The sequence below is a fragment of the Camelimonas fluminis genome (assembly GCF_014656355.1).
GTDB lineage: Bacteria > Pseudomonadota > Alphaproteobacteria > Rhizobiales > Beijerinckiaceae > Camelimonas > Camelimonas fluminis.
The window spans coordinates 101,569-121,183 of record NZ_BNCG01000003.1 but is presented as its reverse complement, the minus strand read 5'-3'; the positions used below and the strand labels follow the sequence as shown (position 1 = coordinate 121,183).

15 protein-coding genes and 1 tRNA gene are annotated in these 19,615 nt (G+C 67.1%); 13 read left to right on the top strand and 3 right to left on the bottom strand.

Annotated features, from left to right (window positions below):
- The first annotated feature begins 3 nt into the window (after positions 1–3).
- From IE243_RS05800 to IE243_RS05765, 8 genes are all read left to right on the top strand, one after another.
- Positions 4–570: a DUF2244 domain-containing protein gene (locus IE243_RS05800; protein WP_244642831.1), complete on the top strand. Its 567-nt coding sequence runs from the start codon at positions 4–6 to the stop codon at positions 568–570.
- Positions 571–1,245: 675 nt separating this feature from the next.
- Positions 1,246–3,153 (top strand): molecular chaperone DnaK, encoded by a 1,908-nt coding sequence (gene dnaK / locus IE243_RS05795; protein WP_191318397.1) that lies wholly within the window; start codon positions 1,246–1,248, stop codon positions 3,151–3,153.
- Between the two features lie 334 nt (positions 3,154–3,487).
- Positions 3,488–4,618, top strand: a complete 1,131-nt coding sequence (gene dnaJ, locus IE243_RS05790) for a molecular chaperone DnaJ (RefSeq protein WP_191318396.1) — start codon at positions 3,488–3,490, stop codon at positions 4,616–4,618.
- A gap of 318 nt (positions 4,619–4,936) precedes the next feature.
- Positions 4,937–5,590, top strand: a complete 654-nt coding sequence (locus IE243_RS05785; protein ID WP_244642829.1) for a class I SAM-dependent methyltransferase — start codon at positions 4,937–4,939, stop codon at positions 5,588–5,590.
- A gap of 90 nt (positions 5,591–5,680) precedes the next feature.
- Positions 5,681–6,412 carry an orotidine-5'-phosphate decarboxylase gene (gene pyrF, locus IE243_RS05780; protein WP_191318395.1) on the top strand — a complete coding sequence of 244 codons (732 nt, stop codon included), beginning with the start codon at positions 5,681–5,683 and terminating at the stop codon, positions 6,410–6,412.
- A 35-nt stretch (positions 6,413–6,447) separates the two neighbouring features.
- Positions 6,448–6,759: a DUF1330 domain-containing protein gene (locus IE243_RS05775; RefSeq protein WP_191318394.1), complete on the top strand. Its 312-nt coding sequence runs from the start codon at positions 6,448–6,450 to the stop codon at positions 6,757–6,759.
- Positions 6,760–6,771: 12 nt separating this feature from the next.
- Complete coding sequence (dapB, locus tag IE243_RS05770; protein WP_191318641.1) at positions 6,772–7,572, top strand: 4-hydroxy-tetrahydrodipicolinate reductase; 801 nt, start codon at positions 6,772–6,774, stop codon at positions 7,570–7,572.
- Between the two features lie 185 nt (positions 7,573–7,757).
- Positions 7,758–8,381 (top strand): 2,3-bisphosphoglycerate-dependent phosphoglycerate mutase, encoded by a 624-nt coding sequence (locus IE243_RS05765; protein WP_191318393.1) that lies wholly within the window; start codon positions 7,758–7,760, stop codon positions 8,379–8,381.
- Positions 8,382–8,510: 129 nt separating this feature from the next.
- Here the strand turns inward: IE243_RS05765 and IE243_RS05760 are convergent, their stop codons facing one another.
- Together IE243_RS05760 and IE243_RS05755 are read right to left on the bottom strand one after the other, a co-directional pair.
- Positions 8,511–11,624, bottom strand: a complete 3,114-nt coding sequence (locus IE243_RS05760) for an autotransporter domain-containing protein (protein WP_191318392.1) — start codon at positions 11,622–11,624, stop codon at positions 8,511–8,513.
- A 366-nt stretch (positions 11,625–11,990) separates the two neighbouring features.
- A complete protein-coding gene (locus IE243_RS05755) occupies positions 11,991–12,848 on the bottom strand; it encodes a polyprenyl synthetase family protein (RefSeq protein WP_191318640.1) in 858 nt (285 codons plus the stop codon).
- 607 nt (positions 12,849–13,455) lie between these two features.
- Between IE243_RS05755 and mtgA the strand changes: the two genes are divergently transcribed.
- The 4 genes from mtgA (at position 13,456) to IE243_RS05735 (ending at position 17,212) form a co-directional block, all read left to right on the top strand.
- Positions 13,456–14,184, top strand: coding sequence for a monofunctional biosynthetic peptidoglycan transglycosylase (mtgA, locus tag IE243_RS05750; protein ID WP_191318391.1), 729 nt, complete (start codon positions 13,456–13,458; stop codon positions 14,182–14,184).
- 258 nt (positions 14,185–14,442) lie between these two features.
- A complete protein-coding gene (rpmF, locus tag IE243_RS05745; RefSeq protein ID WP_191318390.1) occupies positions 14,443–14,628 on the top strand; it encodes a 50S ribosomal protein L32 in 186 nt (61 codons plus the stop codon).
- Positions 14,629–15,128: 500 nt separating this feature from the next.
- Positions 15,129–16,820 carry an EAL domain-containing protein gene (locus IE243_RS05740; RefSeq protein ID WP_191318389.1) on the top strand — a complete coding sequence of 564 codons (1,692 nt, stop codon included), beginning with the start codon at positions 15,129–15,131 and terminating at the stop codon, positions 16,818–16,820.
- 302 nt (positions 16,821–17,122) lie between these two features.
- Positions 17,123–17,212: transfer RNA gene (locus tag IE243_RS05735), tRNA-Ser, on the top strand.
- Between the two features lie 204 nt (positions 17,213–17,416).
- Here IE243_RS05735 and IE243_RS05730 read toward each other — a convergent pair.
- Complete coding sequence (locus tag IE243_RS05730) at positions 17,417–19,054, bottom strand: FAD-dependent monooxygenase (RefSeq protein ID WP_244642825.1); 1,638 nt, start codon at positions 19,052–19,054, stop codon at positions 17,417–17,419.
- Positions 19,055–19,407: 353 nt separating this feature from the next.
- Here IE243_RS05730 and IE243_RS05725 point away from each other — a divergent pair, with 353 nt between their 5' ends.
- Entirely contained in the window at positions 19,408–19,614 is a 207-nt protein-coding gene (locus IE243_RS05725) for a ParD-like family protein (protein WP_191318387.1), read from the top strand.
- The last annotated feature ends 1 nt before the right edge of the window (position 19,615 follow it).

Here is a 19,615-nt window from a genome sequence, read left to right as displayed (position 1 = left end):
ATCATGACAGGCAATCCACATAGCGTTCAGCCGGCGCTGTCGCTCGCGCCGCCGGATGACGCGATGAGCCCGGCCCGCTGGCCTGATCCGGCGGAACGGGATGAGTTCCGCGTGCTGATCACGCCGCACCGTTCGCTGGGCGCGCGCGGCTTCCGGCTGGTGATGGCGCTGGTTCTGGCGTGCAGCGTCGTGGCCAGCCTGCCGTTCGTCATCATGGGCGCCTGGCCCGTCGCCGGCTTCTTCGGCGTCGACGTGCTGGCCCTCTACCTTGCTTTTCGCCTCAGCTTCTCGCACGCCGCGGCCTTCGAGGAGATCGTCGTCACCAGCGTCAGCCTGATGTTGCGCAAGGTGTCGCACACCGGCGAGCAGGCGGAGTGGCGCTTCAATCCGCTGTGGACCAGCCTGCTGCGCGAGAACGACGATGAATTCGGCCTGCTGCGGCTCAGTCTGGCTTCGCGCGGCCAGGTGGTGGCGGTTGGCGAGGCGCTGTCGGCGGCGGAGCGGGAGAGTTTCGCGGCCGCCCTGTCCGCGGCGCTGGGCGCGGCCCGGCGGGGCGAACTGCGTTACTGAGGCCTTTTCGAACTTTCGTGCAACAGCCGGTCTGAAACTGGCCGGAGCCGCCGCAGATACAGGGGCGTCGCCAGAAATTTCGCTTCATTTCAAAGACATTTCGCGCCAAACAGTCGCCTGACCTGCCGACAGCATGGATTTTGCCGGTTGCGCCTCTTGCATGCTGCGGTCTGGCCCGCCAATTGAGCGCCAGTGCGGGCGGCATTGCGCGCAATGCCGCCGCGACAGCGCATGCCGGACAGGCGGAGCCTGTCTGGTCGAGCAGAATGCGCTCAAAACAGCAAAACCTGGAGCGGTTTCCGATCCCGTTGACCGGAAACCGCTCCAGGCGGGCGTTCCACCGACAGGCTTCAGGCCATATGCGGTTGTCATGCCAATGGCGCGGAGCTCATGCCGCGACAGGCGTCAGCCATGTGGATCCTGCGTGCCTTAGGTTGGCTTGCGAGCCATGGAACGGCCTCCTATATAGCGCGATGAGAACAGCGCGTTCTGTCTGCCGGACGGCGATCCGCCGCCCGGGAGAAGGCGCGATCAAACCACCAGGATGCGGTTGCACATCCAGCAGGCGGTCGCATTCAGTCTATCTGGTCTGTCATGCCGGCATGGATGACAGGCCGGGCCATGGCCGGGTCGCTTCGGGGCCTGGCGGTCTGCTTTGAAAGTGAGGGATCAATCATGGGTAAGGTCATTGGCATCGACCTCGGCACCACCAATTCCTGCGTCGCCGTCATGGACGGCTCGACGCCAAAAGTTATCGAGAACGCGGAAGGCGCGCGCACCACGCCGTCGATCGTCGCGTTCACTGATGACGGCGAGCGCCTCGTTGGCCAGCCGGCCAAGCGCCAGGCCGTCACCAATCCGGAGAAGACCTTCTTCGCCATCAAGCGCCTGATCGGCCGCTCCTTCGACGATCCGATGACCCAGAAGGACATCGGCCTTGTTCCGTACAAGATCGTCAAGGCGAAGAACGGCGACGCCTGGGTCGAAGCTGATGGCAAGGACTATTCGCCGTCGCAGATTTCGGCGTTCACGCTGCAGAAGATGAAAGAGACGGCGGAGGCTTTTCTGGGCCAGACCGTCGATCAGGCCGTCATCACCGTGCCGGCGTACTTCAACGACGCCCAGCGTCAGGCCACCAAGGACGCCGGCAAGATCGCCGGCCTTGAAGTGCTGCGCATCATCAACGAGCCGACCGCCGCGGCGCTGGCCTATGGCCTCGACAAGAAAGCCGCCGGCACCATTGCCGTGTACGATCTGGGCGGCGGCACCTTCGACGTGTCGATCCTCGAGATCGGCGACGGCGTGTTCGAGGTGAAGTCGACGAATGGCGACACCTTCCTTGGCGGCGAAGACTTCGACATGCGCCTGGTCGAGTACCTGGCGGATGAGTTCAGGAAGGAGCAGGGGATTGACCTGAAGAAGGACAAGCTCGCCCTGCAGCGCCTGAAGGAAGCCGCCGAGAAGGCCAAGATCGAGCTGTCGTCCGCCTCGCAGACCGAGATCAACCTGCCGTACATCACGGCGGACGCCTCCGGTCCGAAGCACCTGGCGCTCAAGCTGTCGCGCGCCAAGTTCGAGAGCCTGGTCGACGACCTGATCCAGCGCACTGTCGAGCCGTGCCGCAAGGCGTTGAAGGACGCCGGCCTCTCGGCCGGCCAGATCGATGAAGTGGTTCTGGTCGGCGGCATGACCCGCATGCCGAAGGTCCAGGAAGTCGTGAAGCAGTTCTTCGGCAAGGAGCCGCACAAGGGGGTCAACCCGGATGAGGTTGTCGCCATCGGCGCGGCTGTCCAGGCCGGCGTTCTCCAGGGCGACGTCAAGGACGTGCTGCTGCTCGACGTGACCCCGCTCTCCCTGGGCATCGAGACCCTGGGCGGCGTGTTCACCCGTCTGATCGACCGCAACACGACAATCCCGACGAAGAAGAGCCAGGTGTTCTCGACGGCTGAAGACAACCAGACCGCCGTGACCATCCGCGTCTTCCAGGGCGAGCGTGAAATGGCCGCCGACAACAAGGCGCTGGGACAGTTCGACCTGGCCGGCATCCCGGCGGCGCCGCGCGGCGTGCCGCAGGTCGAGGTGGCCTTCGACATCGACGCCAACGGCATCGTCAACGTCTCGGCCAGGGACAAGGCGACCGGCAAGGAGCAGGCCATCCGCATCCAGGCTTCCGGCGGTCTCTCAGACGCCGACATCGACAAGATGGTCAAGGACGCCGAGGCTCACGCCGATGAAGACAAGAAGCGGCGCGCGCTTGTCGAAGCCCGGAACCAGGGCGAGGCGCTGATCAATTCCACCGAGAAGTCGGTGGCGGAGTTCGGCGACAAGGTTTCGGCCGCTGACAAGACGGCGATCGAGACGGCTGTCGCCGCCCTGAAGACCGCGCTTGAAGGCGAGGACGCCGAGGCGATCACGGCGCGCACCAATGAGCTGATGCAGGCTTCCATGAAGCTGGGCCAGGCCATGTACGAAGCCCAGCAGGCTTCGGAAGGCGGCGACGCCGGCGCCGCTGGCGCCAAGAAGGATGACGACGTCATCGACGCCGACTTCCAGGAAGTCGACGACAACAAGAAGCACGGCTAAGCCGACTGACGCGGGGCCGCAATTTGCGGCCCCGTTGCCTTTGGCGCAGCAGTCCGGGCGTCGCGACGGTTCGCGCGTCCGGGCGAAGGCCGGCGCCAGGGCCGGAAACCGGCCCTGGCTGAATGGAAGCCATATCCCGGCGTGCGGCGGAAAAGGCCCCGCTGGACAATGGCTTCAGGGTTTGGACGTTTTCTGGAAAAAGCCGGATCACCATATGACGCGCATGCCGGGAGAGACCGGGCGGCGGTCTGGTTGTGCCCGGCTGAATGGTCATGACGCTCACGCGCATGGCTGACGATGAGAAGATGACAGGATCAGGTCTGGAATTTGCCCGATGACCAAGCGCTGCTACTACGAGGTCCTTGAGGTTGAACGGACCGCCTCTGACGGTGACCTGAAGGTCGCTTTTCGCAAGCTGGCCATGAAATGGCACCCGGACAAGAATCCCGGCGACGCGGCCGCCGAGGTGCGTTTCAAGGAAGTGGCCGAGGCGTATGAGGTTCTGAAGGACGGCCAGAAGCGCGCCGCTTACGACCGGTTTGGACACGCGGCCTTCGAGCAGGGCGGCGTGGGCGGCGGAGGTCCAGGCTTTGGCGCCGACTTCTCCGATTTCATGACCGACATCTTTGACAATTTCTTCGGCGACAGTCGCGCCCGCGGCGGCCGCCAGGGCCGCAATCGCGGCTCCGATGTCCGTTACAATCTCGAAATCACCCTGGAAGAGGCGTTCGCCGGCAAGACCGCGGCGATCCGCGTGCCGACAGCGGTGCGCTGTGACAGCTGCGAGGGCTCCGGGGCCAAGGCGGGCTCACGCGCCCGCACTTGCGGCACCTGCGGCGGCGCTGGTCAGGTGCGGGCGGCCCAGGGCTTTTTCGCCATCCAGCGGACCTGCCCCACCTGCGGCGGCCGCGGCGAGATCATCGACAATCCATGCGACGTCTGCCACGGCGCCGGCCGCGTCACCCGCGAACGCAACCTGTCGGTCAATGTGCCGGCTGGCGTTGAGGACGGCACGCGCATCCGCCTGTCGGGCGAGGGCGAGGCGGGCGGCAACGGCGGCCCGGCCGGCGACCTTTACATCTTCCTCGCCATCAAGCCGCACGCCATCTTCCAGCGCGACGGCGCCGACCTGTTCTGCCGCGCCCCGGTGTCGATGACCCTCGCGGCGCTTGGCGGCGAGTTCGAGGCTCCGACGCTCGACGGCGAGCCGGCGAAAGTGTCGATTCCGGCGGGCACCCAGACCGGACGCCAGCTGCGCCTGAAGGGCAAGGGCATGCCGGTGCTGCGCAGCCGCAATGTCGGCGACCTGTACATCCAGGTGGTGGTCGAGACGCCACAAAACCTGTCGCGTCGCCAGCGTGAGCTGCTGCAGGAATTCGAGCGCGAGTCATCGGGTGAAACGCACCCGGAGAGCGCCGGCTTCCTGTCCCGCGTCAAGGAGCTGTTCGGCGGCCTCGGCGGCTGAAGACGGCGGGATTGCCCGGGCCCGTCGCGCTGTTCATGGCGGACAGCGCCATCAAAACCGGTTGTCCTGACCGGAATTTGATCGGGAGCCCTATGCGCTCCGGCGCAACGGGTGTAACCAGAAACAGTTAAAGCTGGCCAGTCCGTCTGTCAGACGGTCAGGTCGGCTGGAGCATCAGCCTGTGACCCGTCCGCTGGCGGGGCGATGCATCGATGGAAGGAATTCCATGTCAGCTGGCGATCATGCAGCAGCAACCGTGGAGCACAGCGGCCCTGTCCCTTGCGCCGCCTCTCTCCACCCGGCCGGAGCCCGCTGACCTTGCCCCGCCAACGCCAATCCGGAAAACCGCCCGTCCGCATCGAGGATGAGGCGCGGTTCCTGCGCTCGTGGGTGGAGCGTCCGCTCGTCACTGGCGCGGTGACGCCCTCGGGCAAGATGCTGGCCCGCACCATGGCCAGCTATCTTGATCCGGCCGCCACCGGCCCGGTCATCGAGCTTGGGCCTGGCACCGGCCCGGTCACGGAAGCCATCCTGCGCCGCGGCGTGCCGGAGAACCGCCTGATCCTGGTGGAGTACAGCGCCGATTTTTGCAGCCTGCTGGCCAGGCGCTTTCCCGCCGCCACCATCCTGCAGGGCGACGCCTACAATTTTCCGGAGCTGCTGGCCGAGCGTCTGCAGGAACCGGCGGCGGCCACCGTGTCCAGCCTGCCGCTGTTCACCAAGCCGCTGCCCATGCGCATGAAACTGCTGAACGACGCCTTCCATCTGATGCAGCCCGGCGCGCCTTTCGTGCAGTTCACATATTCGCCGGTCTCGCCGATCCCGAAATCCGACGACTACAGCTCGCAGCCGTCCGGCCGCGTCTGGTGGAACCTGCCGCCAGCGCGGGTCTGGGCTTACCGCCGCCAGAACGCCAACGGGCATGCCCATGCTCACCAGGCGCTTCCCAACGGCAAACATCGTCCGCGTTGATCCGCCGCCGCGGCGCTCTGGCCTTTGGTCGAGACGGAATCACCCGCTCCAGGGCTTGAGTGCGGCGCGGCGCCTGTGCGAAGAGGCGTCATGAACGCGCAAACTCCCCCCCGGCCGTCCCGCGCGGCCATTCCACCCCGCGACCGTCTGATCGTCGCGCTGGATTTTCCGGACGTGGCGGCGGCGCGCGCCATGACAGCGCGCCTTGGCGACGCGGTGAGTTTCTACAAGGTGGGGATGGAGCTGGTTTATGGCGGCGGGCTGCCGTTCATTGGCGAACTGGCCGACCAGGGCAAGCAGGTTTTCGTCGACCTGAAGCTGCACGACATTCCCAACACGGTCGAGAAGGCCACGGCGCGCATCGCCAGCCTTGGCGGCCGCTTCCTGACAGTTCACGCCTATCCGCAGACCATGCAGGCCGCCGCGCGCGGGCGCGGCGACAGCAGGCTGCAGATCCTCGCGGTCACCGTCATGACCTCCTGTGACGACGCCGATCTCGCCGAAGCCGGCTACGCCGCCGGCGTGCGCGACACCGTGGCCCGGCGCGCCGTCCAGGCGCGCGCCGCCGGCATCGACGGCCTGATCCTCTCCGCCGAAGAGACGCAGGCGATGCGGGCCATCGTCGGCGACGACATGCTGCTGGTGACGCCGGGCATCCGCCCGGCCGGCGCGGCGCTGGGCGACCAGAAACGGGCGGTGACGCCCGGCCAGGCCATCGCCAACGGGGCGGACTATCTCGTGGTCGGCCGGCCGGTGACGGAGGCGGCGGACCCGGTCGCCGTGGCGCGGGCCATCGTTCAGGATATCGAGGCGGCGCTTTGACCGGACCGGATCAGCGCCTGGGAAAGGGACAGAGCATGGCCAGGGGATACTGGATCGGACGCGTCGACGTGTCGGACGCCGACGCCTACAAGGCCTATGTGGCGGCCAACGCCGAGGCGTTCGCCAAATACGGCGCCCGTTTCCTGGTGCGCGGCGGCGCCTTTGAGGCGGTTGAGGGCGGCTCGCGCGCCCGCAACGTCGTGATTGAGTTTCCCAGCCGCCAGGCGGCGATCGATTGCTGGAATTCACCGGAGTACAAGCGCGCCAAGGCGCTGCGCGATGGCCACGCCGTCGCTGACATGGTGGTGATCGATGGCTACGACGGGCCGCAGCCGGGCGAGGGTTGAGGCATGAGCGACATGAAGCTGGTCGTGTTCGGCGCCGCCGGGCGCATGGGCCGCATGCTGGTGACGACCATCGCGGAGACGGAAGGCGCCGTGCTGCATGGCGCCACGGACCGCGCCGGCGCTGAAGCGCTCGGCAAGGACGCGGGCCTGCTGGCCGGCGTCGGCGAGAGCGGCGTCATCATCACCGACGACGTGGCGAAGGCCCTCGATGGCGCCGACGCCGTCATTGACTTCTCCGCCCCGGCGGCGACGGTTGCCCTCGCCGGACTGGCGGCGGAGCGCGGCGTCGCCCACATCATCGGCACCACCGGCCTGTCGGAAGCCGATCTCGCCGCTCTCGCGGACGCGGCGAAGCGCAATGTGGTGGTCCGCTCCGGCAACATGAGCCTTGGCGTCAATCTGCTGGCGGCGCTGGTGCGCCAGGCGGCGTCGGCGCTGGGCGAGGACTTCGACATCGAGGTGCTGGAAATGCACCATCGCCACAAGGTCGACGCCCCCTCCGGCACCGCCCTGCTGCTTGGCGAGGCCGCCGCTGAGGGGCGCGGGATCACCCTGGGCCAGCGCTCCGTACGGGTGCGCGATGGCCATACCGGCCCGCGCACATCTGGCGACATCGGTTTCGCCACCCTGCGCGGCGGCTCCGTGGTCGGCGATCACAGCGTCATCTATGCCGGCCCGCAAGAGCGCATCACCCTGTCGCATCATGCGGAAGACCGGGGCATTTTTGCCCGCGGCGCCGTGCGCGCCGCCCTGTGGACGCGCGGCCAGGCGGCGGGGCTGTATTCCATGGCCGACGTCCTGGGCGTTGGCTAGCGCATTTTCGGGAAAAGTGGACTCCACTTTTCGTGAGGAAGTGCGTCAGATCAAAACGATGGAGCGCTTTCCGGCCAGGTGACATCGTCTGGCTGACCAGAAGCCGCTCCAGTTCCAGAATTTTTTTCCCATGACTGCCGGCGTGGCGCCACAGCCGCCGCCACGCCGAAACCGGAGTTCACCGCATGACCGAGCGTCTTCTTGTTCTCGCCCGTCACGGCCAGAGCGACTGGAACCTCAAGAACCTGTTCACTGGCTGGAAAGACCCGGACCTGACCGAGCTTGGCGTTTCGGAAGCGAAGGCCGCCGGCGACCGCCTGAAGGCCAGGAAGCTGTCGTTTGACCGCTGCTATACCTCGGGCCTGACCCGGGCCCAGCGCACGGCCCAGCTCATTCTCGGCCAACTCGGCCAGGACAGTCTGCCGACCGTCCGCGACATCGCCCTCAACGAGCGCGACTATGGCGAGCTGTCGGGTCTGAACAAGGACGACGCCCGGGCGAAATGGGGCGAGGACCAGGTGCACGTCTGGCGTCGCTCCTATGACGTGCCGCCTCCCGGCGGCGAGAGCCTGAAGGACACGGCCGCCCGCGTGCTGCCCTATTACATTCGCGAGATTCTGCCGGCCGTGATGCGCGGCGAGCGCGTGCTGGTCGCCGCGCATGGCAACTCGCTGCGGGCGCTGATCATGGTGCTTGACGGCCTGAACACCGACACCATCGCCGGCCTGGAGCTGGCCACCGGCGTGCCGCTGGTTTATCGCCTCAACGCCGACACTACCGTGGCGTCAAAGGAAATTCTGGCCGCCTGACGCGGGCGACGGCGTTTCACCGGCGGCCCCGGGCCTGCCAGAAACAGCAACGGCCTGCCTCATGAGGCAGGCCGTTTTCGGGACAGGTCGTTTTGCCGCGCGCCGTGTCTGGCGCCATTTTCTGACCGGTCAGAAAGTGGCTGTCAGTCCGGCGGTGAAGCTGTGCGCGGCGCGGGCGCGGTCGCGGCTGCGCTCCCAGGCCACGAACAGGCGCGTGGAGATGTCCTTCGCGCCATCCGGGCCAACGCCCAGTCGGGCGCCGATGGCGCTGCCAGCCCGCTTTGCGGCCACGCCGCCATCCAGCGTGAAGCTGGCTGTGGGGGCGCCGGCCAGGCTGTGCCGCATGCGGTCGCCACGGGTCTGCGCCCGCTGGAAGCGCGCCCAGGCCGCCGGTTCAATCACAACCCCGCCCAAAGCGATGCGCTTTGACACGTCGAGATTGAACGACGGCGTCAGCGTCATGGTCGTGCGGCGACCGGCGAGCACGGACGCGGCGCCGGCGCCGGTTTCGCGCAGGCCGCGTCTGGCCAGCCGCTCCCAGTCAAGGCCGGCTGACGGCTCGACTTTCAGGGCGCCGACATCAATGGTCATGCCGGAGCGGATGCTGGCGAACACATCCGTGGCGCGGTAACGGGCGCCCGCGGTTTCACGCAGGTCGCCAAAGGCGAAGCTCCGCCGCGTCCGGCCATCGGTGCGGCCGGCGCCGGCGACCGCGTCGACGAAGAACGGGCCGGACGTCAGGGTCGCATAGCCGGCGACGTGAAGTGAACTGGCGCTCACCCCGCGCAATTCGCCCTGCAGCGCCGCGTTCATCTGGCCATGGGTGATGGCGACGCCGGTGGTCAGCGGCAGGCCGCCAGCGACGGTCCATGTCTTTTCCAGACCGGCCGACATGAACGCGTCCTGACCGGCGCCGCTCCGGCATGCGCCGCGCCAGGGTTGGGTCGACATCTGCGCCCGGATGCTGACGTCGCCAATGCGCCGGACGCCTGCCTCCGGTTGCGCCGGCGCGCGGCCGGCGCGGCGGCTGGCGGTGGCCATGGCGAGCACCGAGCGTTGCATGGCGCCGGTGTGCATCGCGACGGCCTCATCGGCCTTGCCCAGGCTCGCGCCCGAAAGGGCGTCGAGGGCGCGCTGTCCGTCCTCAGTGGCGCCAGCCAGATCCAGCGCCAGGAAAACCCGGTCCAGATCCCCCTGGGCGGCTTCGTTGTAAACGCCGTTGAGGAAGGCGGCGACGGCCTTCTGGTTGCCTGTCTTCGCCGGCAGGCTGAAGTCCCGGCTCAGGGTGGCGGTGACCGCCGCATCGCTCTGGGACAGGGCGATGCTGACGAAGGGCGAGGAGGTTTCCGCGCCGCTGAAGGCGCCGCTGACGCCGCGGTCAGCCCGGATCACCGTGCGTTGCGAACTGAGGAATTTCTCGGCGCGGATCGTCGCCGACACCACGCCGCCAAGGCGCGCGTGTCCCTGCACGTGGATGGAGGTGCGCAAGCCCTCGCAACCGTTGCGGACCTGGGTCTTGCCGGTGGGCAGGACGATGGTTCCGCCCAAGGCCTGCTCGAAGTCGCCCTGCACCGTCAGGCTGCCGCCACAGCTGGTGGTGCGCACCAGGCCATTGTTGCGAATGTCGCCCTTCACCCTGCCGCCGCCGCCAAGGACAGCGCCGCTGCTGACGTTGATGACGCTGCTTTCATAGAGATCGGGGCTGTTGACCAGCAATTCGCCTTCGCGGATGTCGGTCCGCTCGCGGGCCGAGTCAATGCGCGAGCGGATATCGAGCACGCCCGGGCCGGTCTTGGCCAGATTGCCATTGCCGGACAGCAGCGGGCCGGCCAGGGTTGCGGTGTAGCCCCGGTCAACGTTGAAGGTCCCCGAAATGTCGCTGGCGTCGCCGGAGACGGGTGGGGCAAGGCGCACGGTGTGGGTGAGCATGAGCGTGCCGCTGGCCCGCAACTCGCCGCCACGGAATACCAGATCGCCTTCTGGCGAGCCGAGATTGCGGGCGCTGAACACGCGGATGGCGCCGTCGTCGAAACGCGTGCCGCCGGAGTAGCTGTTGTCGCCTGCCAGCGTCAGCGTTGCTTCGCCGCGCTTGATCAGCCGGCCAGGGCCCGAAATATCGCCGCCATAAGCCAGATCCCGCCATTCGACATTGGCGACATGGGGCAGGGAGAGGCGCGCCGGCCGGCCGCTTTCCAGCCGGTCCGTATTGGCGGCGAACTCCGCCAGTTGCCCATGCACGTAGGTGGTGGGGTGGAATTCGTCCCAGTAGAGGTATGAATTGGCGTTCTGCGGGGTGCAGCCGCCGACATATTCGCCGCTGTCCGAACTGATGCAGTTGTCGCGGGCGTTCGTCAGGTTGAAGTCGGCCGGATTGGCCATGATTTCTTCCATCATGGCGGCGGTGTCGATGATGACGATGCGCCCGGGGATCCGCTCGCCGGCGAGCCGGTCGCCGAGCGCCAGCAAATTGTATTTCAGCGTGCGGTTGGTCTCGGCGATGACCCGCGACAGGTCCGCCTTGCTGGCAGGGTCGAGCCGGGAGAATTTCGGCGTCAGGCTCACGTCCGGCGTGGTCGGCGTATAATACGTGATGGCGCGGGGGGCCTCGCCGCCGACCCGGTTGGCGTTGCTGACCAGGGCGCCGTGAATCTTCGTCAGCGCAGCGGGGACGTTGGCGGTGATGTAGTCCCGCGCCGTGCGATAGCCGTTGAGGGCGCTGCCGGATGGGGCCGATTCTCCGGGGACACGGAAATTATTGCCGCCGATCCACACCGTCACCAGGGGATTCTGGCCGAAGCAGGTCTGGCAGGCCGGCTCGCCAGGGGCCTGGGCGCGCGCCGCGCCGATGGCCGGCAGCATGTAATCGTCCACCTGTTTTTCCAGCGAGGGGATCATCCAGTTGGCGAACCTGTTGGAGAACCACGAGAGGCCGCTGCCCGACGTTGTGCCGGTGATGGCGCCGCCCCAGGCGAAATTGACGCCGGGTCCGCCCTTGCCCTTCTCCCCGCCGAGGTATTCCGTCCATACCAGGCCGTTGGTGAAACGCCCCTGATAGTAATGCGGGCCATAAGGCTTTCGCGTCCAGCGCAAGTACCATGACGACAGGTAGTCATACGTCCGGCCTGTGTCGGTGAGGCTGTCGCCAATGCTCCAGACAGACGTGTATTCTGCGGCGGTTATCGCAATGGTCGAGGCAGATATCATGAGAGCCGACAGCAAGCCGGCGCGAGCTAATCTGTTCATTTTCTATCCATGACTGAAATATCTTGTGGGCTGGATAGAAAATATGAATATTAATAATACTTCCAAATGTGGACAGCAATAACTATGTCATAACGCGTGTTGTTGCTTTGCATCAAAAATTTTGCGAGAAGTTTAGTTTGAAATTTCTTGCAGTATAAAGTCCGTGCATGCGGAAATTCTGGGGCATTGCAAGGGGCGGCAGGGCCGGAAACCTGCCCGGTCTCCGGCGGACGGGGGCCATGCCGGCCAGGGACCCGTCGCCGCCATGGCTGGACGGGAGAATGCGGGCGCATCCGCCGACGCGCGGTCCGGCGTTTTGTGGCGCATGTTGTTGCGGGCGGCGCCATGCGCCGTCCGGGTCTGGCGTCAGCTGCGCCGGGCGCCGACAAACCGGGCGGCGTCGCGCAGGGTCTCCGCTTCGGCGCCGAAACAGTCGAGCGCGGCGATGGCGTCGTCAATCAGCCGGTCGCAAATGGCGCGGGCTTCGGTGAGGCCCAGCGCCGTGACCAGCGTGCCCTTGCCCTTTTCCGCATCCTTGCCGGCGCGCTTGCCCAGGGTCGCCGCATCGGCCTCGTGGTCGAGAATATCGTCGGCGATCTGGAATGCGCCGCCCACGGCCTTTCCATATTGCGCGAGCCGGGCCTGGAGGCCTGCATCCGCGCCGGCGGCAAGCCCTCCGGCCTCCACCGAAAACGCCAGCAACGCCCCGGTCTTCAGCGCCTGCAGATGCAGGATGTCGTCTGGCGTCAGTCGCGCGGCCCCCCAGCGCCCCTCGGCTGCGAGGTCGAGCATCTGGCCGCCCACCATGCCGGTCATGCCCCCAGCGCGCGCGAGGCCCAGAGTCAGCCTGGCGCGAGTTTCAGGCAGCGGATGCGCGCCGTCGTCAGCCATCGCCTCGAAGGCCAGCGTCAGCAGGGCGTCGCCGGCCAGGATGGCGGTGGCCTCATCGAAGGCCTTGTGAACCGTCGGCTGGCCCCGGCGCAGGTCATCATCGTCCATCGACGGAAGATCGTCATGCACCAGCGAATAGCAGTGCAGCAGCTCGATGGCGGCGGCGGCGGGCATGGCGATGGCCGCGTTCGCGCCGCACAGCACCGCGGTTTCCACCGTCAGGAATGGCCGCAGGCGCTTGCCGCCGCCCAGAACCGCGTGACGCATGGCGGCGAGCAGCCGCTGCGGCGTTGCGGCGCGGCGATCGAGTATCTCCGCCAGCACCGTTTCCATGGTTGCGGCCCGGTCGGCCAGCCGGGTCTGGAAGGCCACGACGCTGTCTGATTTGCTGGCGAACACCTGAATGTCTCCGGTTTCTGGCGCCCAGGGTCCTGGATCCCGGCGCGGAGCGACCTGCAACTGGCGGCTTGCAGGAGCATGGCGGGCGGGTCAAGGGGCGCGAACGGGTCAGCGTCTGGCGGGGCGGGCGCCGCCCGGCGAGACATCGGCCGCGACATCATCGTATGCTGATGGTGCGGATTTGGCGTTGCATCCGGTTGGGCATCAGGCCGGGAGCGAATGCCAGATCCATAAGTTTTACGATAAAAACAATGGGTTGATGGTGATCTTCCTGTTCCGGAGTGCGCGACGTCGCCCTGTATGGGGGGATGCGAACACCGGAACCGGCCACTGGCGCGCTCCGGCGCAGGCCGTTGGGGCAACGATACCATCACGACCTGGTCGGGCGCGATCCGTCGCGCGTGACGGGGTGCGAAAGAAAGGCGCATGGCTTGTGGGGATTCCGGCTGGCGGCAAAAGCAGGTCCGGGAAGCGGTCGGGGGCAGGTCCCCAGAGGCGCTCCAGGGACAGTGGAGCCTCGCGGCAAGGCCAGACTCCAGCGATGGAGGACGTGGACCCGCCGCCACTTGAGGACGAATCCGCCGTGAGCGCCAGGCCAAAGCGCCGGTTTCTGCGAAGGCTGGTTAACCGTCTCATGTTGCTGCTGCTGGTGCTCGCGGCGATGCCGTTGGGGCTGATGCTGCTTTATGCGGTCGCGCCGCCAGTCTCCAATCTGATGCTGGCGCGCTGGTTCACCGGACAGCCGGTGACCCGCATCTGGACGCCGCTCGACCGGATGGCGCCGTCGTTGCCGCTGGCTGTCGCCGCCTCGGAAGATTCGCGCTTTTGCCTGCATCATGGCGTGGACTGGGTGGAGGTGCGCGCTGCGATCCGGGACACGGATGAGGATGGTCTGCCGACGCGCGGCGCGTCGACGCTGACGATGCAGACGGTGAAGAACCTGCTGCTCTGGCAGGGGCGCTCCCCTGTCCGTAAGGGGCTGGAGCTGCCGCTGGCGGTTCTGGCCGACATCGTGTGGTCCAAGCGCCGCACCATGGAGCTGTATCTGAACGTGGCCGAATGGGGCGACGGGATTTTTGGCGCCGAGGCGGCGGCGCAGCGTTATTTTCGCAAGAGCGCCGCCAGGCTCACGCCGGCGGAGTCAGCCCGCCTGGCGGCGATTTTGCCCAATCCCATCCGCTATGATGCGGAGAAGCCGTCGCGTTATGTGGCGACGCGCGCCGGGCGGATCGCGGCGCGGGCGCGGCAACAGTCCTTGCCCTGCCTGTAGCCGGGCATGCGCCTGACGGGCGCAGACAGGGCGCCGGTTGTGGGTGAGGCGTTCCTGCAAAAAGCAGGGTGATTGCGCCGCGGACTGACAGGAAAGAGCCTCGGGAAGCTCCGGTTCATCGCGAAGGCGCTTCCGGGGCTGGTCAAGGCGACGGGAACCCTGTATAAGCCCGCATCCCCAACGAAACGGGTTCTGATCGCGGTCGCTGTAGCGTGAACCGCACGGGCCGACGTTACAGCAACGCTTCGAGAGACAGATATGGCCGTTCCAAAACGCAAGACCTCGCCGATGAAGCGCGGTTTCCGCCGCTCCGCCGACGCCCTGGCTGCCCCGACCTACGTCGAGGACAAGGATTCCGGCGAACTGCGTCGTCCGCACCACATTGACCTGAAGACCGGCATGTACCGCGGTCGCCAGGTGCTGAAGCCCAGCGCTGACGCCTGATCCCGTCTGCGGGCCGCCCGGCCGGCATATGTGAACGAATTTGAACCCCGCATGCGCCGCATGCGGGGTTTTTACTTGCCGCGCGGCGATCACTCGCCGCCGGGCGGCGGACGCGCCGATTATGGCCCCACGATGGCGGATGGATCAGCAGTTTGTGAGGCGCGCAGAGCTGGGTAGCACGGTGACAACTGCCTCTTTTCCTCCAGCTTTTACCGGCTGTTAGCAATGCGCCGGTCAACATGCCCCGAACACATGACGTAGCGGCGCGCCGCCGGTTTCGTTGGCCCGCAAGGGCTGGCTCCGGGCGTGCGAAAGCTTTCCGGCAGGCGCCATCCGCCTTGCCTCGGGAGAGACGCGTCAGACAGGACAGGGCATTCCGCATTCCAGCCGGAGGCGCCCTGCCGTTGCGGCGGGATGCGGTGATGCGCGGCTTGATTGGGAAATTCAGCGAGACATTTCAGGCTCGCAGGTCGGGACGTCACGCAGGGGGCCACTCCGGGATGACGGCGGTCAGGGCTGTGGCGCCCGCGCCTGCGCCGCCGGAGCGCGCCCTTGATCCGGCCCAGGGTCTCATGGCCTGCCATATGGCCGCCTGGGCGTGGGACCTTGCCAGCGATCGTCTGACCTGGGGCCCAACGGCCATGGCCGCCCTGGGGTTTGAGCGCCGCCGGCACCTGTCATCCGGCAAGGCCTGGGCGTCGCTGGTGGCGCCGGGCTCGGGCGAGAGCCGCGCCGACGTCATTCACGGCGCCGCTGGCCCCGATCACGGCGAGGGCGCGCCGTTCCGTTGCCGGTATGTGGTCAACGCCGGTCGCGGTCTTTGCGTCATCGAGGAGCGGGGCCGTTGGCATGCGGGGCCGGACGGCCGCCCCGCCCGTGCGGAAGGCGTCATGCGGGTGTGCCCCATCGACGGTCGTCAGCCCGATGTTTCCCTGGCCGGTCGCCGCATGGAGCCAGCGCGCGATATCGTCACGCGCACGCTGACGGCGATGCTGCATGATCCGGCGCGCGGGCTTCGTTCGGTCTCGGTCGCCGTTTGCCTGATCATGCCGCTGGAGCCTGACGTCTCGGCGTCCGACCCTGTGCTGATGGATCTGGCGGCGGCGGCGATCGCGCGCCGGCTGCGGCGCACCGACGTGGTCGCTGTCCTCGATCCGGGGCAGTTCGCCATTATCCTCAACGGCTGTGACGACGCCCAGGGACGACAGGCCGCGGCGGCGGTGGCGCGCAACGTCGCGCGCGCCTGCGCCGGCGTTCAGGCCCATGTTGGCCTGGTGACGGCGTCCGATGGCGTTGGCGACGCCGGTTCCCTGCTCGAGCGGGCCGGGGAGGCGGCGCGCCAGGCGGTGGAGGCTGGCGAGATGGTGGCCGTCCTGGCCCCGCGCGTCAGGCGGCGCCCGGCCGCGCGTCCCCACGTCATGTCCACGCCCGATGTGGTGGCGCTGCTCAACAGCCGTGACATCGGCCTGCGCCGTCGGCGCCTGGTTGATCTAGACGGCGCTGGCCTGCATCTCGATGAGGCGCTGCCGGTTGCAGCCTGCGCCGGTGGGGCTGGCGTGATGGGCCCGGGGCTGCTGGCGCCGGTGGCGGCGCAGGCGGGGCTCTCCGGCCTGCTGGACCAGCGGATGCTGGAGCAGGCCGTACGCCTGCTGGCGGCTGACCCCGCCGCTCATGTTCTGCTGCGCATCGCGCCAGCCACGCTGGTCAGTCCCGAGTGGCGGGGCGCGGTTGCCGCATGGCTCGCGGCGCACCCGGGTGTGTCGGCGCGGCTGGTTATCGCGCTTGATGAGGCGGCCTTCGGGCCCGGGGCCGCGACGCCGGCGCGAAACGATGCGCCGAAGGAATCCGCTCCGGTGCACCCGACCAGCCCCGGAATTGCCTCCTGCGGCGATGCGGAAGGGCAGGTGGGCGAGGACGTCCCGCCGGATGGGGCGCAGGGCCATGACCCGCGCGCCATCGGCCAGCACCTGACCATGATGAAGGCGTTGGGCGTCAGCGTGGGCGTGACCGGCTTCGGTCTTGGCTGGCTGAAGCTGGAGGACCTGTCGGCCATGGCGGTGGACGTGGTCTGCATGAGCGGCCTGTTCGTCAACGAAAGCCTGTCGCTGGTTGGTCCGGACCGCTTTGTGGTGCGCGCGCTCGTCGACGGCGCGCGGGAAATCGGCGCTGCTGTCGTGGCGCCGGCTCCCTGACAGCCAGTCGCCGGCAAACCGCGTCATGCCAGATCGCGGCGCGGCTGACGTTTCCGCGATTTGCAACGCTCAAACCAGCGCAACGCACACCCACATTGACGCCGTGGCCGATGCCCAGGCGGGAGGCGCCAGGCGGCCTCCGGGAGCCAGCGAAGTCCGATGCATCGGGTTCATCGGGTTTTGGCGTCAAACCGCCGCTGTGGAAACAAGCCGGCGGCGCGCCGGAGGCCTGTCAGAGGCCTTGCCAGCCGGCGAACGCTCGTGTACGTACCGCCCACCACAGGCGCTGACCTCGGAATTGCGGAGAGGTGGCAGAGTGGTTGAATGCACCGCACTCGAAATGCGGCATAGGGGCAACCCTATCGGGAGTTCGAATCTCCCCCTCTCCGCCATATAGCCTTCACAGGCCATTCCAGCCCCTCCCAGACAGATATCAAAACCTTTGCCACGCAAGGGTTGGCGTTCTGTTTTCGCCTCTGCGCTTCCAGCATCATCCTTCCCGAACGCATGTGCGTCGCCAGGCCCCAAACCCGGGCTGGGAATGGCATGGCGCGGCCCTCAACAAACTCAGGGGCCGGTTCAGGCGGCGCGCCTTGCTATTGGGCCACGAACACGTTCCTCAGCGCGGCGACGAGGCTGTCCATATCAAACGGGCGGGCCGTCCAGGCCAGATATCCGTCCGGGCGCACGAGAAAGGCGTCGCCGGGCCTTGCGCGCCACGCCCGGGCGAAACTGCCTGCGGCGTCCCGGGCGACAGCCATATGGCAAGGCTGCGCCGGAGTGGACCTTGCCTCATCAGGCGCCAGTTGCACGGCGATGACGCTGACGGGAAACCCCGCCGCGCCGAGCGTTGCCGCCCTCTGTTCAAGTTCCGCCAGCGACGCGGCTGCGCCGTCGATGGCGACGACCAGCCTGAAGCCAGCTCCGCGCATGAGATCGAACAGGCGCAGCGGGAAGCCGACGCCGGACCGGACGAGGCCATGGGCGTCTGGCGCACGGTCGCCGGCGAGAGGCGCCAGTTCGCGGGCATCCCGGGCCGCTGCGAGATGATCGTGAAAGCCCGCGCCGCCGCGATAGCTCACCAGAATCTGGGTGTCGGCCAGCCGGTCAACTGGCTGCCGGGGGCGGCCGAGACTGAGGCTTTCCTCCGTTGTGCGTTTGATGACGTCCTGCGCCACAGGCCGGCGTTCGGCTTCATAGCTGTCGAGCAGGGCTGGCGTCGCCTGACCGGCGATGACCAGCCCCAGCTTCCATGCCAGATTGAATGCATCCTGAATGCCCGTGTTCATCCCCTGGCCGCCTGTGGGCGGGTGGATGTGAGCGGCGTCGCCGGCGATGAAGACGCGCCCAACGCGATAGCTGTCGGCCAGCCGCATCGAAATCCTGAACAGCGATGACCACCGCATGTCGGAGAGCACAGGCGGCCGCACCATCACCCGATCCGCCACGGCCTGCAAATCCGCCAGCGTTGGGCCTGTCTGGCTGGACTGCAAGCCGTGTTCGACTGCATCAGTCGCCGGTCCTGCTGCTTCAGGGCCGGCCAGCATGGAGACCCGATAGCGGTCCGGTTGCGGCAGGGGAATGGCGATGAACATGTCTGGCGGCGCGTTTTCGCGTACACGCAGCGCGCGCAAGGCATATCCGCGAGGCAGACCGGCGTCAGCGGGCCATTGCGCCTTCACATCGCCAAGCATGAACGGATAGGGAAGCGCTTCGCCGGAGAAGCCCACGCCAATGGCGCGCCGCACATCGCTGTGCGCCCCGTCGCAGCCGGCCACATAGGCAAAATCGGCCGTTTCCATGGAGCCATCAGCGCCAACGAGCTGAACGCGGACCCGGTTGCCGTCCTGCTGCAGCGAGAGGAACGTCACGCCCCGTTCAATCTCCACGCCCAGTCTTGACAGATGTCGGGTGAGGATCCGCTCGGTTTCTGGCTGGGGCAAACCGAGGCTGGCGTAGGGCAAATCCGACAGATCGACAGACTGGGTCCGACTGACGGCGCCGCCCAGATCCACCCGGACGCCTTCAAGCCACAGCCCGGCGTTGATCATGTCCATCGCCACGCCCATTTCCTCGTACACCTCGAGCGTGCGGGGGGTGACGCCGATCGCGCGGCAGAACAACAGGGGCTCAGTCCGGCCATCGACGATCCGGACACGGACGCCGTGTCGTCGCAACCCGGCCGCCAACACCAGGCCGACCGGCCCCGCCCCAACCACCAGCACGTCCGCCATCTCTGTCCCCCTGGGTTTCGGGTCCCTGCCCATTCGCGTCAGATGCGTTTCGGGCGCGACCGGGCATGGGCCGCATTTTCCTGATGCGGAAGCCTGCTTTTGCGGACGCGAGCACGTCGTCAGCATTGGGAGCCTTGATCAGATTAGGGTGGAGCATGGTTTCGGGGAAGACGGCGGGCGGTTCAGATCAACATCTGATGGGCCGCAAAGATCGCTTGGGGGCTGCAGGTTGTTGCTTCGCTGCGGGGGAGTTGAGCAGAAGCCGCCATTCAGCGGCCGGTCCAGCGGGTGCTTGACCATGAGATATACAGTTCGTATACGTTTCGTATATTACGCTATGTCAGAGGCGCTCCATGGGCATCGTGAAAATCGACGACGACCTGCATGATGAAATCCGGCGGGCAAGCACGGTGATGTGCCGCTCCATCAACGCGCAGGCAGAGTTCTGGATGAAAACCGGCAGGTTGGCTGAGGCCAATCCGACGCTTTCCTTCAACGACATCATAAAGATGCAGCTGGAGGCGGCGGACGTTCATCCAGATGATCCGGTTGTCGCCTGAC